Below are 13,966 nucleotides of genomic sequence, written 5' to 3'. Positions count from 1 at the left end.
GGACAGTCCGATCACGCCGCCGGTGTGCTGGGCGATCTCAGCGATATGAGATTCCACCAGTCACCTCTTAGTACTTCAGCAGGTTGGCGTCGTCGACGGACGCGGACCTGCGGGTTCGGAAGATCGTCACGATGATGGCCAGGCCGACGACGACCTCGGCCGCGGCCACCACCATCACGAAGAACGCGATGATCTGGCCTTCCAGGTTGCCGACCTGCCTGGAGAAGGTGACGAAGGCGAGGTTGCAGGCGTTGAGCATGAGCTCCACGCACATGAACACCACGATCGCGTTGCGCCGGATGAGCACGCCCATCGCGCCGATGGCGAACAACAACCCGGAAAGGATCAGGTAGTGCGTGGTCACTTGGTCACCCCGTTGCTCTCGTCGGCGTCGGTGTCCGCGCCGTCGTCATCGGCCCGGTGCTTGATGGCCGCGGCAAGTTTGGGGTCATCGGGCAGGTGGCCGTGCTCGACGTCGTAGCGCGCGATGTAGCGGTTGACCGAGGACTCCGCGACCGACCCGTCCGGCAGCAGCGCGGGCATGTCGATGGCGTTGTTCCTGGCGTACGTGCCGGGGCCGGGCAGCGGCGACGGGCGGTCACCCTGGAACCGGGCGCGGGACAGGTCCTTCTGCGTGGCCTTCTCGGTGAGCCGTTCGCGGTGCGCCAGCACCATCGCGCCGAGCGCGGCGGTGATCAGCAGCGCCGAGGTGATCTCGAACGCGAAGACGTACTTGGTGAACAGCAGCAGCGCGATGGAGCGGATGTAGCCGCCCTGCGCCGTGGCCTGCGCCAGCCCGACCTGGTCGCCGAAGAACGCGTTGCCGACGGCGAGGACGATCAGCGTCGCGAAGCCGAGCGCCGCGATGGCGGCCCAGAAACGCTGGCCCTTCAGCGTCTCGACGAAGGAGTCCGAGGAGTCCACGCCGACGAGCATGAGCACGAACAGGAACAACATCATGATCGCGCCGGTGTAGACGATGATCTGCACCGCGGCCAGGAAGGGCGCGTCCTGCACGGCGTACAGGACGGCCAGGCAGAGCATCACGGTGCCGAGCATCAGCGCGGAGTAGACGGCCTTCCGGTTGAAGACCACGCCGAGCGCGGCGCCGACGGAGACGACGGCGAGCACCCAGAAAGTGATGGTCTCACCCATTGGTCCGTCCCAGGCGGTAGTAGTCCTCTTCGGTCTCGCCGAGCCGCATCGGGTGCGGAGGCTGCTCCATGCCCTGGGTCAGCGGCGCGAGGAGCATCTCCTTGGTGTAGATGAGGCTCTCGCGGCTGCTGTCGGCGAGTTCGTACTCGTTCGTCATGGTGAGCGCGCGGGTCGGGCAGGCCTCGATGCACAGGCCGCACAGGATGCACCGCAGATAGTTGATCTGGTACGTGCGCCCGTAACGCTCGCCCGGCGAGAAGCGCTCCTCGTCGGTGTTGTCCGCGCCCTCGACGTAGATCGCGTCGGCCGGACACGCCCAGGCGCACAACTCGCACCCGACGCACTTCTCCAGCCCGTCAGGCCAGCGGTTGAGCTGGTGACGCCCGTGGAAGCGCGGAGCCGTCGGCTTCTTCTCCTCCGGGTAGTTCGTCGTGACGGGCTTCTTGAACATCGTATGGAAGGTGACCCCGAAACCCTTGACGGGGTTCAGCCAATCAGTTAGTCCCACTGGGAATCTCCTTGTGCTGCACCCCGTGGTAGTGCGGCAGATCGAGCGGCGGCACCGGGAAGCCGCCCGCCACCGGCTCCTTGGACAGTTCCTCGAACTCGGCCTCCACCTGGGCCTTCCTGGCCTCCCTGCGCCGCTGGTTGACGGTGTCGAACCGCATCCAGATGGCCAGCGCCCCGATCACGATCACCGCGCCGAGCCCGATGCCGATCATCCTGTCGCCCTCGTTGATCACGACGTTGCGCACCGCGGCCACCAGCAGGATCCATGCCAGGTTCACCGGGATCAGCACCTTCCAGCCCAACGCCATGAGCTGGTCGTACCGGACGCGCGGCAGCGAGGCACGCACCCACACGATGAAACTGAAGGTCAGCAGGAACTTGATGAAGAACCACAACACCGGCAGCCAGCCGACGTTCGCGCCGTCCCACAGCGAGATCGGCCACGGGGCCCGCCAGCCGCCCAGGAACAACGTCACCGCGATGCCGGAGGCGGTGAACGTGTGCAGATATTCGCCCATCATGATGAGAGCGAACTTCAGCGACGAGGAATATTCGGTCTGGAAGCCGCCGACCAGCTCGCCCTCACCCTCGGGCAGGTCGAACGGGATGCGCGCGGCCTCGCCGAACATGCAGACCACGTAGACCAGGAACGACGGGATCAGCAGCACCGCGAACCACGTCTGCTCCTGCGCCTTGACGATCTCCGACGTCGACAGCGTGCCCGCGAACAGGAAGATGGCCACGAACGACAACCCCATGGCGATCTCGTACGAGACCACCTGGGCCGCCGACCGCAGCCCGCCCAGCAGCGCGTACGGCGAGCGCGACGACCACCCGGCCAGCACCACGCCGTAGACCGACACAGCGCCCATGGCGAGCATGAACAGCACCGCCACCGGCAGGTCGACCAGCTGCAGCGGCGTCTGCACGCCGAACAGGTTGACCATCGGCGCGAACGGCACGATCGAGAAGGCCAGGAACGCGGGCACCACCATGATGACCGGCGCCAGCAGGTAGAGGACCTTGTCGACGGTCCGCGGGAAGAGGTCCTCCTTCAGTCCCATCTTCAGGCCGTCGGCCACGGTCTGCAGCAGACCGAACTTGCCGGCCCGGTTGGGGCCGTAGCGGTGCTGCATCCGCGAGATCAGCTTGCGCTCGTACCAGACGCCGAACAGGACGCTCAGCATCAGGAAGACGAACAGCATCACGGCCTTGATGATGGTGATCCACAGCGGGTCCTTGCCGAAGTCGGCGAGGGTGGGATCGGCCGCGAGAAGGTGCATCATGAGGCGCTCCCGATCGTGACGATGTCGCCGGCCGCCGCGCGCAGGTCACGCGTGACCGAGCAGCCGCCGGAGTTGGCCGGCACCCAGACCACGCGTTCTGGCAGGTCGGCGACGCGCACCGGCAGCGTGACGGTGTCGGCGCCCGTGCCGCCGATGACGAGCTTGTCGCCGTCGGCGACGCCGATCTCGGCGGCGGTGACCGCGCTGACCAGCGCCTCGGCCTCGCGAGCGGTGCCCGCGAGGTAGGGCTCGCCGTCCTGCAGCCTGCCCTCGTCGAGCAGCAGGTGCCAGGTGGCCAGCAGCGCCTCGCCGGCCGCCGGGGCGACCTGGGCGCGGGTGGCGGTGTGCGGGGCGGTGACGCGGCTGCCGCGCCAGGCGCCCAGCCCCGACAGCTCCCGCCGCACGGCCTTGGCGTCGGGCAGGCCGAGGTGCACGTCCATCCGGTCGGCCAGGTTGCCGATCACCGCGAGGTCGGACTGCAGCCCGGGCACCTTGAGCGGCGCCTCGAACGAGCGGCCCCTGCCCTCCCAGTTGACGAACGTGCCGCCCTTCTCCTGGACGGCGGCGACGGGCAGCACCACGTCGGCGCGGTCGGTGACGGCGCTGGCGCGGATTTCCAGGCTGACGATGAACGGCGTGCGCTCGAGCGCGTCGAGCGCCGCCGCGGGGTCGGGCAGGTCGTAGGGGTCGACGCCGCCGACGACCAGCGCGTCCAGCGCGCCCTCGTGGGCGGCGGCGAGGATGGCGGCGGTGTCGCGGCCCGGCCCGGCAGGCAGCGAGGCCACGTTCCATGCCCTGGCGACCTCGGCCCTGGCGGTCTCGTCGTCGGCCGGGCGGCCGATCGGCAGCAGGTTGGGCAGCGCGCCCGCCTCGACCGCGCCGCGCTCGCCGGCCCTGCGCGGGACCCAGGCGAGCCGGGCGTCGGAGACGTTGGCCAGCCGGATCAGCGCGGAGAACGCGCCGGGCACGCTGGCCAGGCGCTCGCCCGCGAGCACGATCGTGCCCGCGGAAAGCGTGCCGAGCAGGTCACCGATGGCGTCGGCCTCGGCGCCGGGAGCGGTGCGGATGAGCGTGCCGCCCATCTTGACCAGGCCGGGCGTCGCGAACGGCGCGATCGCGGTGACCTTGAGCCCCTTCTTCATCCACGCCTTGCGCAGGCGCAGGAAGACGATCGGCGACTCCTCCTCGGGCTCGAACCCGACGAGCAGCACGTGCGGGGCGTTCTCGAGTTCGGTGTAGCTGATCTCGATGCCCTTGCCGGCCACCGCGTGGGCCAGGAACTGCGCCTCCTCGGCGGAGTGCGGCCTGGCGCGGAAGTCGACGTCGTTGCTGTTCAGGGCGATCCTGGCGAACTTGGCGTAGGCGTAGGCGTCCTCGACCGTGGCCCGGCCGCCGACCAGCACGCCGGCCCTGCCGCGCGCCCTGGCCAGGCCCTCGGCGGCCACCGACAGCGCCTCCGGCCACGAGGCGGGCACGAGCACGCCCTCCTCGTTGCGGACCAGCGGCGTCTTCAGCCGGTCGGGCTGCTGCGCGTAGGTGAACGCCCAGCGGCCCTTGTCGCAGTTCCACTCCTCGTTCACCTGCGGGTCGTTGCCCGCCAGGCGGCGGGTGACCCGGCCGCGCCGGTGGTCGGTGCGCATGCTGCAGCCGGAGGCGCAGTGCTCGCACGCGCTCGGCGTGGAAACCAGGTCGAACGGGCGGGCCCTGAACCGGTAGGCGGCGCCGGTCAGCGCGCCGACCGGGCAGATCTGCACCGTGTTGCCGGAGAAGTAGGAGTTGAACGGCTTGCCGTCGGCCGTGCGCACCTGCTCCTTGGCGCCGCGCTCGAAGAACTCGATGAGCGGGTCACCGGCGATCTGGTCGGAGAAGCGGATGCAGCGCGCGCACTGCACGCAGCGCTCGCGGTCGAGCAGCACCTGCGTCGACAGCGGCAGCGGCTTGGGGAAGGTGCGCTTCTGCTCCTGGAACCGGGACTCGCCGCGGCCGTTGGACATGGCCTGGTTCTGCAGCGGGCACTCACCGCCCTTGTCGCAGACCGGGCAGTCGAGCGGGTGGTTCAGCAGCAGGAACTCCATGGCCGCGCGCTGCGCCTTCTCGGCGACCGGCGAGGTGAGCTGCGTCTGCACCACCATGCCCTCGGCGACCTCGATCGCGCAGGACGGCTGCGGCTTGGGGAATCCGCGGCCGTTGCCCGCGTCGGGGATGTCGACCAGGCACTGCCGGCAGTTGGCCGCCGGATCGAGCAGCGGGTGGTCACAGAACCGCGGGATCTGGATGCCCAGCAGCTCGGCGGCCCTGATGATCAGAGTGCCCTTGGGGACACTGACCTGGAACCCGTCGATGGTCAGGGTCACCAGGTTCGTTTCGGTCTCTACGACGGTCACTGCTCACCCCAGAGAGTGGACTTCTTCGGGTCGAACGGGCAGCCGCCGATCTCGAAGTGCTTGAGGTACTCATCGCGGAAGTACTTCACCGAGGAGTGGATCGGGCTGGTGGCGCCGTCGCCCAGCGCGCAGAACGACCGGCCCAGGATGTTGTCCGCGATGTCGGTGATCGTGGCCAGGTCGTCCTCGGTGCCCTGGCCCGCCTCCAGCCGCTTGAGCACCTGCTTGAGCCAGTAGGTGCCCTCGCGGCACGGCGTGCACTTGCCGCACGACTCGTGGGCGTAGAACTCCGTCCAGCGCAGCACCGTACGGACCACGCAGGTGGTCTCGTCGAAGATCTGCAGGGCGCGGGTGCCGAGCATCGAGCCCTTGGCGCCGACCGCCTCGAAGTCGAGCGGCACGTCGAGATGCTCGTCGGTGAAGATCGGCGTGGAGGAGCCGCCCGGGGTCCAGAACTTGATCCGGTGCCCGGCGCGGATGCCGCCGGCCATGCTGAGGAGCTCGCGCAGCGTGATGCCGAGCGGCGCTTCGTACTGGCCGGGCCGGGTGACGTGGCCGCTCAGCGAGAAGATGCCGAAGCCCTTGGACTTCTCGGTGCCCATCCCGGCGAACCAGTCGGCGCCGTTGCCGATGATGGAGGGAACACTGGCGATCGACTCCACGTTGTTCACCACAGTGGGCGAGGCGTAGAGACCCGCCACGGCCGGGAACGGAGGCTTGAGCCGCGGTTGACCCCTGAAGCCCTCGAGCGAGTCGAGCAGCGCCGTCTCCTCGCCGCAGATGTAGGCGCCCGCGCCGCTGTGCACGACCAGCTCCAGGTCATATCCGGAGCCGAGGATGTCGGTGCCGAGATAACCCTTCGCGTACGCCTCCCGCACGGCCGCCTGCACCCGCCTGATCACGTGCAGCACCTCGCCGCGCACATAGATGAAGGCGTGGCTGGCCCGGATCGCGTACGACGTGATGATGACGCCCTCGACCAGCGCGTGCGGGTTGGCCATCATCAGCGGGATGTCCTTGCAGGTGCCCGGCTCCGACTCGTCGGCGTTGACGACGAGATAGTGCGGCTTGCCGTCCCCCTGCGGGATGAAGCCCCACTTCATGCCGGTCGGGAAGCCCGCGCCGCCGCGGCCGCGCAGCCCGGAGTCCTTGACGGCCTGGATGACGGCATCGGGCTCCATGCCCAGCGCCTTCTTGGCCGCCTCATATTCGCCGTAGCCGTCGAGGGTGAAGGAGTCGGGCTGGTCCCACTTCGCGGTCAGGACCGGGGTGAGAGTGACGCTCATGCCTCAGGGGCCTTCCATCCGTTGGCCTTGGCGACCTTCAGGCCCTCCAGCGAGGGGCCGGCGGCCGACGGGCCGTCACCGGCCAGGCCGTCGGGCAGGCCCGCGAGCACGCGCGAGGCCTCCTTGAAGGTGCAGAGCTTCTTCGGGCCGCGCGTGGGCCGCACGTCCTTGCCGTCGCGCAGGTCATCGACGAGCTGCTTGGCCGACTCGGGCGTCTGGTTGTCGAAGAACTCCCAGTTGACCATCATGACGGGGGCGAAGTCGCAGGCCGCGTTGCACTCGAGGCGCTCCAGCGAGACCTTGCCGTCGGGGGTCGCCTCGTCGTGGCCGACGCCGACGTGCTCCGACAGCTCCTCCCAGATCTGGTCGCCGCCCATGACCGCGCACAGCGCGTTGATGCAGACGCCGACGTGATAGTCGCCGGCCGGCTTGCGCTTGTACATGGTGTAGAAGGTCGCGACGCCGGTGACCTCGGCCTTGCTGATGCCGAGCATCTCGGCACAGAACTCCTGCCCGTGGTCGGAGACGTAGCCGTCCTCCGACTGCACGAGGTGGAGCAGCGGCAGCAGCGCCGACCGCGTCTTCGGGTAGCGCCCGATGATCTCCTTGGCGTCCCGTTCGAGACGCTCACGGACATCCGGTGAGTAGGTCACGCGTCCTCCTCCGTCGGACACGTGACATACGTGCTGTGTCCCATTGTTCGTTCGCTGCGCTCACTCACCTGTCCACACCTCCCATGACAGGGTCGATAGATGCCACCGCGGCGATCACGTCGGCGACCTGGCCGCCCTCGGCCATCGCGGGGAAGCCCTGCAGGTTGCAGAAGGACGGCTCGCGGAAGTGCACGCGGTAGGGGCGCGTGCCGCCGTCGCTGACCACGTGCGCGCCGAGCTCGCCCTTCGGCGACTCGATGCTGGCGTACGCCTGCCCGGCCGGCACCCTGAAGCCCTCGGTCACCAGCTTGAAGTGGTGGATGAGGGCCTCCATCGAGGTGCCCATGATGTGGGCGATGTGGTCGGGCGAGTTGCCGAACCCGTCGGGGCCGAGCGCGAGCTGCGCGGGCCAGCCGATCTTCTTGTCCTCGATCATCACCGGGTCGCCCTTGAGCGGCCCCGCGATGCGGTCGAGCGCCTGCTCGACGATCTTGAGGGACTCCTCCATCTCCTTCATCCGGACGAGATAGCGCGAGTAGACGTCGCACCCACGCTCGGTGGGGACGTCGAACTCGTACGTCTCGTAGCCGCAGTAGGGCTGCGACTTGCGCAGGTCCCACGGCAGGCCCGCGGCGCGCAGGATCGGGCCGGTGATGCCCAGCGCCATGCAGCCGGTCAGGTCGAGGTAGGCGACGTCCTGGGTGCGGCGGACGTAGACCGGGTTCTCGTCGAGGAGCTTGCGGATGTCCTTGATCCGCTTGGGCATCTCCTTGAGGAACTCGCCGACCTTGTCGACCGCGCCCGCTGGCAGGTCGACGCTCACGCCGCCCGGCCGGATGTAGGCGTGGTTCATGCGCAGGCCGGTGATGTACTCGAACAGGTCCATGACCATTTCGCGGTCACGGTAGCCGAACAGGAACGGCGTGGTCGCGCCCAGCTCCATGCCGAACGTGCCCATGGCCACCAGGTGCGAGGCGATGCGGTTGAGCTCCATCATCATCACGCGGATGGCCTGCGCCCGGTCAGGGATGCGGTCCTCGACGCCGAGCAGCTTCTCCACGCCCAGGCAGTAGGCGGTCTCGTTGAAGATCGGCGAGAGGTAGTCCATGCGGGTCACGAACGTGGTGCCCTGCGTCCACGTCCGGTATTCCATGTTCTTCTCGATGCCGGTGTGCAGGTAGCCGATGACGCCGCGCGCCTCGGTGACCGTCTCACCGTCGAGGGTCAGGACCAGCCGCAGCACGCCGTGCGTGGACGGGTGCTGCGGGCCCATGTTGACGACCAGGCGCTCGTCCTGCGAGTCGCGCACGCCGGACACGACCTGGTCCCAGTCGGCCCCGGTGACCGAGTAGACCTTGCCCTCGGTCGCCTCGTCATAAGCCGTGCTCACGCGTACGACCTCCTGTGATCGGGCGAGGGAATGGTGGCGCCCCGGTATTCCACGGGGATGCCGCCCAGCGGGTAGTCCTTGCGCTGCGGGTGGCCGTCCCAGTCGTCCGGCATCATGATCCGGGTCAGGCCCGGATGGCCGTCATAGATGATGCCGAAGAAGTCGTACGTCTCCCGCTCATGCCAGTCATGACCAGGGTAAACGCCTACGGTGGATGGAATGTGCGGGTCGTCGTCGGGGCAGGCGGCCTCGACGCGTACGCGCCTGTTGTGGGTGATCGAGCACAGGTGGATGACCGAGTGCAGTTCCTCGCCCGTCAGGTGCGGGTAGTGCACGCCGGACACGCCGAGCGAGAGCTCGAAGCGCAGCGCCGGGTCGTCACGCAGCTTCTGGCACACCTCGACCAGCCGCTCCCGCTTGACGTGCAGGGTGAGCTCGCCGCGGTCGACGACGACCCGCTCGATCGCGTCGTCGAGCGCGAGCGCGTCGACGATCTCGTCGAAGTAGCCGCCGTACGGGCGGGGCGTCGAGATCTGAGGCTGCCGGCGTACGACGAGGCCGCCGTAGCCGGAGGTGTCGCCGGTGTCCGCGGCCCCGAACATGCCGCGCCTGGCGACGGGCGTCTCGGGCACCGCGGGGACCTGGGCCTCAGGCGTCTGCCCGCTGTCCGGGCTGCCAGGGAGGTTGTCGGGCGAAGTCACTTCGATGCCCCCTGGTCGATCAGCGGCAGCGTACGCAGCGCCTGCAGCTCGAGCTCGTCGATCTGCTTGGCGCGGTGCGCGCCGAACTTCGTGTTCTGGATCTTGTCGTGCAGCTTCACGATCGCGTCGATCAGCATCTCGGGCCGCGGCGGGCAGCCGGGCAGGTAGATGTCGACCGGAACGATGTGGTCGACGCCCTGCACGATGGCGTAGTTGTTGAACATGCCGCCGCTGGAGGCGCACACGCCCATGGAGATGACCCACTTGGGCTCCGCCATCTGGTCGTAGATCTGGCGCAGCACGGGAGCCATCTTCTGCGAGACCCGCCCGGCGACGATCATGAGGTCGGCCTGGCGAGGAGACGCCGAAGCGCGCTCCATGCCGAAGCGCGCCAGGTCGTAGTGGGGGCCACCGGTGGCCATCAGCTCGATGGCGCAACAGGCGAGGCCGAACGTGGCCGGCCACACGGAGCTCTTACGCGCCCATCCGGCGGCCGCCTCGACGGTGCTGAGGATGAACCCGCTGGGGAGTTTCTCTTCAAGTCCCATTTTCAGTCCCAGTCCAGACCCTTGCGGCGCCACACGTACGCGTAGGCGGCGAGCACGGTGACGATGAACAGCAGCATCTCCACCAGGGCGAACAGCCCCAGGCCCGGGGCGATCGCCTGGCCCGCGTCGTTCAGCTCCGGCGCGAACGAGACCGCCCACGGATAGAGGAAGATGATCTCGATGTCGAACACGATGAAGAGCATCGCGGTGACCATGTATTTGAGCGGGAACCGTCCGCCACCGACCGGCTGGGGCGTCGGCTCGATGCCGCATTCGTAGGCGTCAAGCTTGGCGCGGTTCCAGCGCTTGGGGCCGGTGAAGGGAGCGATGGCGACCGAGAAGATCGCGAAGCCCCCCGCGAGAACGGCGAGCACCAGGATGGGCACGTAAAGGTCCATCGCTACGCCTCCTCTGGAGTCGCCGCGCGCGCGGGCGCGCAGCCGGATCTGTCAGTTCTGAGATTCATGCTGGTGGCGCGACCTTCGAGAGTGCGTTTATGATCTTGTCCGACGCATCGCCTCGCCGGTCGGTGAGATTACCAAGGAGTTTGAGCGCGAAGCGCATCAGCCTCGGGTGGGGAAGCCCGTGCCTGGTGCCGAAGCGCATCACGCCCGGCTTCCCGATCGCCTCGACGAACCATCTGCCGAGAGTGAAGTAACCACCGTATGCGTCTTTCAGCACGCGGGGGTAAGTCCGCAGGGTCCGCTCGCGCTGCGCGGGAGTGGCGCCCCTGAGGGCCTTTGCGATGATCTCGGCGGCGATCTCGCCGGTCTCCATGGCGTACGCGATGCCCTCGCCGTTGAACGGGTTGATCGAGCCGCCGGAGTCGCCCACCAGCATCAGGCCGCGCGTGTAGTGCGGCTGCCGGTTGAAGGCCATCGGGAGCGCGGCGCCGCGGATGGGCGCCGTCATGTTCTCCTCGGTGAAGCCCCAGTCGGCCGGCATCGACCGGCACCAGCGCCTGAGCAGGTCGCGGTAGTCGATGTTCTTGAACTGGGCGCTGGTGTTGAGCAGGCCGAGCCCCACGTTGGCGGTGCCGTCGCCGACGCCGAACACCCAGCCGTAGCCGGGCAGCAGCGTGTCGCCGTCCCACAACTCCAGCCACGTCTCCAGGTAGTCGTCGTCGTGGCGGGGGCTCTCGAAGTAGGTGCGCACGGCCACGCCCATCGGGCGGTCCTCGCGCTTGTGCAGGCCCATGCCGAGGGCGAGGCGGGTGCTGTTGCCGTCGGCGGCCACGACCACGCGGGAGCGGAACGTACGGCCGTCCTTGGTGGTCACGCCGACGATGTGGCCGCTGCGGTCGTCGAGCACCGGACCGGTGACGGTGACGCCCTCCATGAGGCGCGCGCCCATCTTCACCGCGGTGGCCGCGACGATCTGGTCGAAATCCTGCCGGGTGCGTACGAGCCCGAAGTCGGGGAACCGCTCCAGCTGAGGCCAGTCGAGCTCGAACCTCAGGCCACCGCCCACGACGCGCAGGCCCTTGTTCCTGACCCAGCCGGGGGCGTCGATGTCGACCCCCATGTTGAGCAGCTGCTTGACCGCCCGCGGCGTCAGGCCGTCGCCGCAGACCTTTTCGCGGGGGAACCTGGTCTTCTCCAGGAGCAGCACGTCGAGGCCGGCCTGGGCGAGGTAGAAGGCGGCTGCGGAGCCGGCCGGGCCGGCGCCGACGACGATGACATCAGCGTCAGCTGTGCCCCTGGTCGCGTCAGCGCCACTCTGTCGGCTTCGCTCTCTCGGGACGAGCTCCTGCGCTTGAGGTCGGGCTGCTGGCACGGTCACTGGACTGTCCTGTCCTACACGCTCGAAGGCCTTGGGGTGTCGCGCCTTCGTTCCTTTGTGAACCCCTTCACAAACTTGTCGGCCCGAAGTCTACTGCTTTTCGTGCACATAGTGGCAGTCGGGGGGCACTTCGCGGACACGACAAGGCCCTTCGTCCTGACGAAGGGCCTTTACCTGCGTGCCGGGCGCCGTCAAACGTCGAACTCGTCGTTCCGGACCCCCTTGACGAAGGCCCGCCACTCGCGAGGAGTGAAGACCAGGGCCGGTCCGGAGGGGTCCTTGGAGTCACGGATCATGATCTCTCCGCCGGCGCCTCTGGCGAACTCGACGCACTCACCGGCTCCGGAGCTGAAGGAGCTTTTCCGCCAACCATCCGACAGATCAGCACCGTTCATCGGACGGCATCCTCCTCGGCACAAGGTCACCTGCCTCACACTAGGTGCCTCGTCAAGATGGCGCTGCCGCGACAGTTCCGTAGACCAAAAAATTACGATCCCGACACGATCTCTAGAGTCCGGCGAGCGAGGCGATGAAGTCCCGCGAGTCCGCCTCGTTCATGGCCGCGGCTTCGAGCTGGTCGAGCACCATCGAATACTGCATGGCCGTCTCCTCGTCCTCGGACAGCGTGAAGCTCGGGTAGTTCTCGTAGTAGACGACCTCGCCGGAGATGCTGCCCAGCACGGGCACGGAGGGAAAGCCGAAGAGCATGAAGTTGGTGATGTCGGTCGGATGGGGCTGATCCAGCCTGAGCACACCCCGTGCGGTAGAGCACGCAGATGTGCCAGGCGTAGTCGCGTGTCTGCAGCAGGCCGGGAAGCGAAAAGGAGCCCCACGCCCTGACGCTGCTCGCGCCGTCCTCCAGACCGAAGAGCTCCACCACGGTGTCGGACAGCACGTCGGTGTAGGAGTCCCACCAGCCTTTGGTGTCGCCGCCGGCGAGCCCCAGCAGCAATGCGCTCCGCTCGCTGTCGACCTGGTAGTGCTTGAGCAGTTTCTCCACGTCCTTGGCCGAAGGGGCCACCTGGCCCGTTTCGAGACGCGAGATCTTGGAGGTCGACCAGCGTAAGGACCGCGCGACCTGCACGCCGTGGAGCCCCGCCTCCTCACGAAGCCGCCGCAGCTCGGCGGCGAGCTTCCGGCGGCGGAGTGTCGGATTGATTTCTCCGACCACTCGGCCCCTCCCAAGGAATTCACTGATTATGCCCATTTCAACTACTGGGCAACCCTCGCCGGGAAGGTCTGCTTTCGTCCCGGAAAGAGTCCCTGCCGTCATCTCCGCGGGAATTGCACGGGAACGCCCTCCGGCACACCCTCAGGGTGGCCCGCCATGAAGGAATGCGGGGGAAGAAGGGAGGGGCCGATCCGGGGAAACCTGGGTGCGCGAATGGGCGGATGGCCGGAACACACCCGCCCGTAGCCGCGCCGCGCCCTGACCCTGACTCAGACCAAAATCCGGAGCCGCGGACATGTCAGGCGATGGGGCGCGCGCCACTGTCGCACCGCTGGGCCCACCTGATCACCATCGAGCTCAGGCGGGCTTGAATCCCCTGTGCATGGCGACGATCCCCATCGTGAGATCGCGCCAGGCCACCCGTTCCCAGCCGGCGTCCTGAATCATGCGCGCCAGCGTCGGCTGGTCGGGCCAGTCGCGGATCGACTCCGCCAGATATTCGTAGGAGTCGTCATTGGACCCGAACACCTTGGCCACCTTGGGCAGCAACTTCATCAGATATTCGCGATAGACCAGGTCGAACGGGGCGAACGTGACGTGCGAGAACTCGAGGATCACCAGGCGCCCGCCCGGCCTCGTCACCCGCAACATCTCCTTCAGCGCCCCCATGGTGTCGTGCACGTTGCGCAGCGCCACCGAGATCGTCACCGCGTCGAAGGAGCCGTCGGCGAACGGCAACCGCAGCGCGTCACCCGCGACGAACGGCACCCCCTGCCCCGTCAACGCGTTGCCGCCGTGGCGGCGCACGCCGGTGCGGAGCATGCCGAGCGAGAAGTCGGAGGCGATCGCCCGCGCGCCCAGCGAGGTGAACGCGTCGGTGGAGGTGCCCGTGCCGGCCCCCAGGTCAAGGACGATCTCCCCGGGCCCCGCGTCGACCGCGGCGGCCGCCGCCCTGCGCCAGAGCCTGACCTGCCCCAGGGAGACCACATCGTTGACCAGATCGTAACGCCGGGCGGTGCGATCGAACATCGCGGCGACCTCGTCCGGCTGTTTGTCCAACTGAGCGCGCGTCATGCCCAAACCATATGGCCATCGGAACA

Annotated in this window: 15 protein-coding genes; all 15 read right to left on the bottom strand. The window is 68.2% G+C overall.

Going from position 1 to position 13,966, the window contains the following annotated elements:
- Nucleotides 1-67 precede the first annotated feature (67 nt).
- The gene (nuoK, locus tag ABGB01_RS27775; RefSeq protein WP_132329277.1) at nt 68-364 is read right to left on the bottom strand and encodes an NADH-quinone oxidoreductase subunit NuoK; all 297 of its coding nucleotides are present in this window, start codon (nt 362-364) and stop codon (nt 68-70) included.
- A complete protein-coding gene (locus ABGB01_RS27770; protein ID WP_347776460.1) occupies nt 361-1,155 on the bottom strand; it encodes an NADH-quinone oxidoreductase subunit J in 795 nt (264 codons plus the stop codon). The genes nuoK and ABGB01_RS27770 overlap by 4 nt, the downstream gene beginning before the upstream one ends.
- Nucleotides 1,148-1,663, bottom strand: a complete 516-nt coding sequence (gene nuoI, locus ABGB01_RS27765; protein WP_173523209.1) for an NADH-quinone oxidoreductase subunit NuoI — start codon at nt 1,661-1,663, stop codon at nt 1,148-1,150. The genes ABGB01_RS27770 and nuoI overlap by 8 nt, the downstream gene beginning before the upstream one ends.
- A complete protein-coding gene (nuoH, locus tag ABGB01_RS27760; RefSeq protein ID WP_347776459.1) occupies nt 1,650-2,951 on the bottom strand; it encodes an NADH-quinone oxidoreductase subunit NuoH in 1,302 nt (433 codons plus the stop codon). The genes nuoI and nuoH overlap by 14 nt, the downstream gene beginning before the upstream one ends.
- Entirely contained in the window at nt 2,948-5,335 is a 2,388-nt protein-coding gene (locus ABGB01_RS27755) for an NADH-quinone oxidoreductase subunit G (protein WP_347776458.1), read from the bottom strand. Before ABGB01_RS27755 ends, nuoH begins: the two co-directional genes overlap by 4 nt.
- On the bottom strand, nt 5,332-6,621 hold the full coding sequence (gene nuoF / locus ABGB01_RS27750) for an NADH-quinone oxidoreductase subunit NuoF (protein ID WP_347776457.1): 1,290 nt from the start codon (nt 6,619-6,621) through the stop codon (nt 5,332-5,334). Before nuoF ends, ABGB01_RS27755 begins: the two co-directional genes overlap by 4 nt.
- Nucleotides 6,618-7,274 carry an NADH-quinone oxidoreductase subunit NuoE gene (gene nuoE, locus ABGB01_RS27745; RefSeq protein ID WP_347776456.1) on the bottom strand — a complete coding sequence of 219 codons (657 nt, stop codon included), beginning with the start codon at nt 7,272-7,274 and terminating at the stop codon, nt 6,618-6,620. The genes nuoF and nuoE overlap by 4 nt, the downstream gene beginning before the upstream one ends.
- A gap of 64 nt (nt 7,275-7,338) precedes the next feature.
- Nucleotides 7,339-8,664 (bottom strand): NADH-quinone oxidoreductase subunit D, encoded by a 1,326-nt coding sequence (locus ABGB01_RS27740; RefSeq protein WP_347617216.1) that lies wholly within the window; start codon nt 8,662-8,664, stop codon nt 7,339-7,341.
- Nucleotides 8,661-9,365 (bottom strand): NADH-quinone oxidoreductase subunit C, encoded by a 705-nt coding sequence (locus tag ABGB01_RS27735; protein WP_347776455.1) that lies wholly within the window; start codon nt 9,363-9,365, stop codon nt 8,661-8,663. The genes ABGB01_RS27740 and ABGB01_RS27735 overlap by 4 nt, the downstream gene beginning before the upstream one ends.
- Nucleotides 9,362-9,913 (bottom strand): NADH-quinone oxidoreductase subunit B family protein, encoded by a 552-nt coding sequence (locus ABGB01_RS27730; protein ID WP_347776454.1) that lies wholly within the window; start codon nt 9,911-9,913, stop codon nt 9,362-9,364. The genes ABGB01_RS27735 and ABGB01_RS27730 overlap by 4 nt, the downstream gene beginning before the upstream one ends.
- Nucleotides 9,914-9,915: 2 nt before the next feature.
- Complete coding sequence (locus ABGB01_RS27725; RefSeq protein WP_132592415.1) at nt 9,916-10,311, bottom strand: NADH-quinone oxidoreductase subunit A; 396 nt, start codon at nt 10,309-10,311, stop codon at nt 9,916-9,918.
- A 64-nt stretch (nt 10,312-10,375) separates the two neighbouring features.
- On the bottom strand, nt 10,376-11,695 hold the full coding sequence (locus ABGB01_RS27720; protein ID WP_347776453.1) for a geranylgeranyl reductase family protein: 1,320 nt from the start codon (nt 11,693-11,695) through the stop codon (nt 10,376-10,378).
- Between the two features lie 191 nt (nt 11,696-11,886).
- A complete protein-coding gene (locus tag ABGB01_RS27715) occupies nt 11,887-12,090 on the bottom strand; it encodes a DUF397 domain-containing protein (RefSeq protein ID WP_347776452.1) in 204 nt (67 codons plus the stop codon).
- A 112-nt stretch (nt 12,091-12,202) separates the two neighbouring features.
- Complete coding sequence (locus tag ABGB01_RS27710; protein ID WP_347776451.1) at nt 12,203-12,448, bottom strand: Scr1 family TA system antitoxin-like transcriptional regulator; 246 nt, start codon at nt 12,446-12,448, stop codon at nt 12,203-12,205.
- A 775-nt stretch (nt 12,449-13,223) separates the two neighbouring features.
- On the bottom strand, nt 13,224-13,940 hold the full coding sequence (locus ABGB01_RS27705) for a demethylmenaquinone methyltransferase (RefSeq protein WP_347776450.1): 717 nt from the start codon (nt 13,938-13,940) through the stop codon (nt 13,224-13,226).
- Nucleotides 13,941-13,966 lie beyond the last annotated feature (26 nt).

Origin of the sequence: Nonomuraea sp. B5E05 (genome assembly GCF_039880665.1) — a bacterium.
GTDB lineage: Bacteria > Actinomycetota > Actinomycetes > Streptosporangiales > Streptosporangiaceae > Nonomuraea.
Note: the sequence above shows the minus strand (reverse complement) of the source record. Positions and strands in the feature narration are given on the sequence as shown.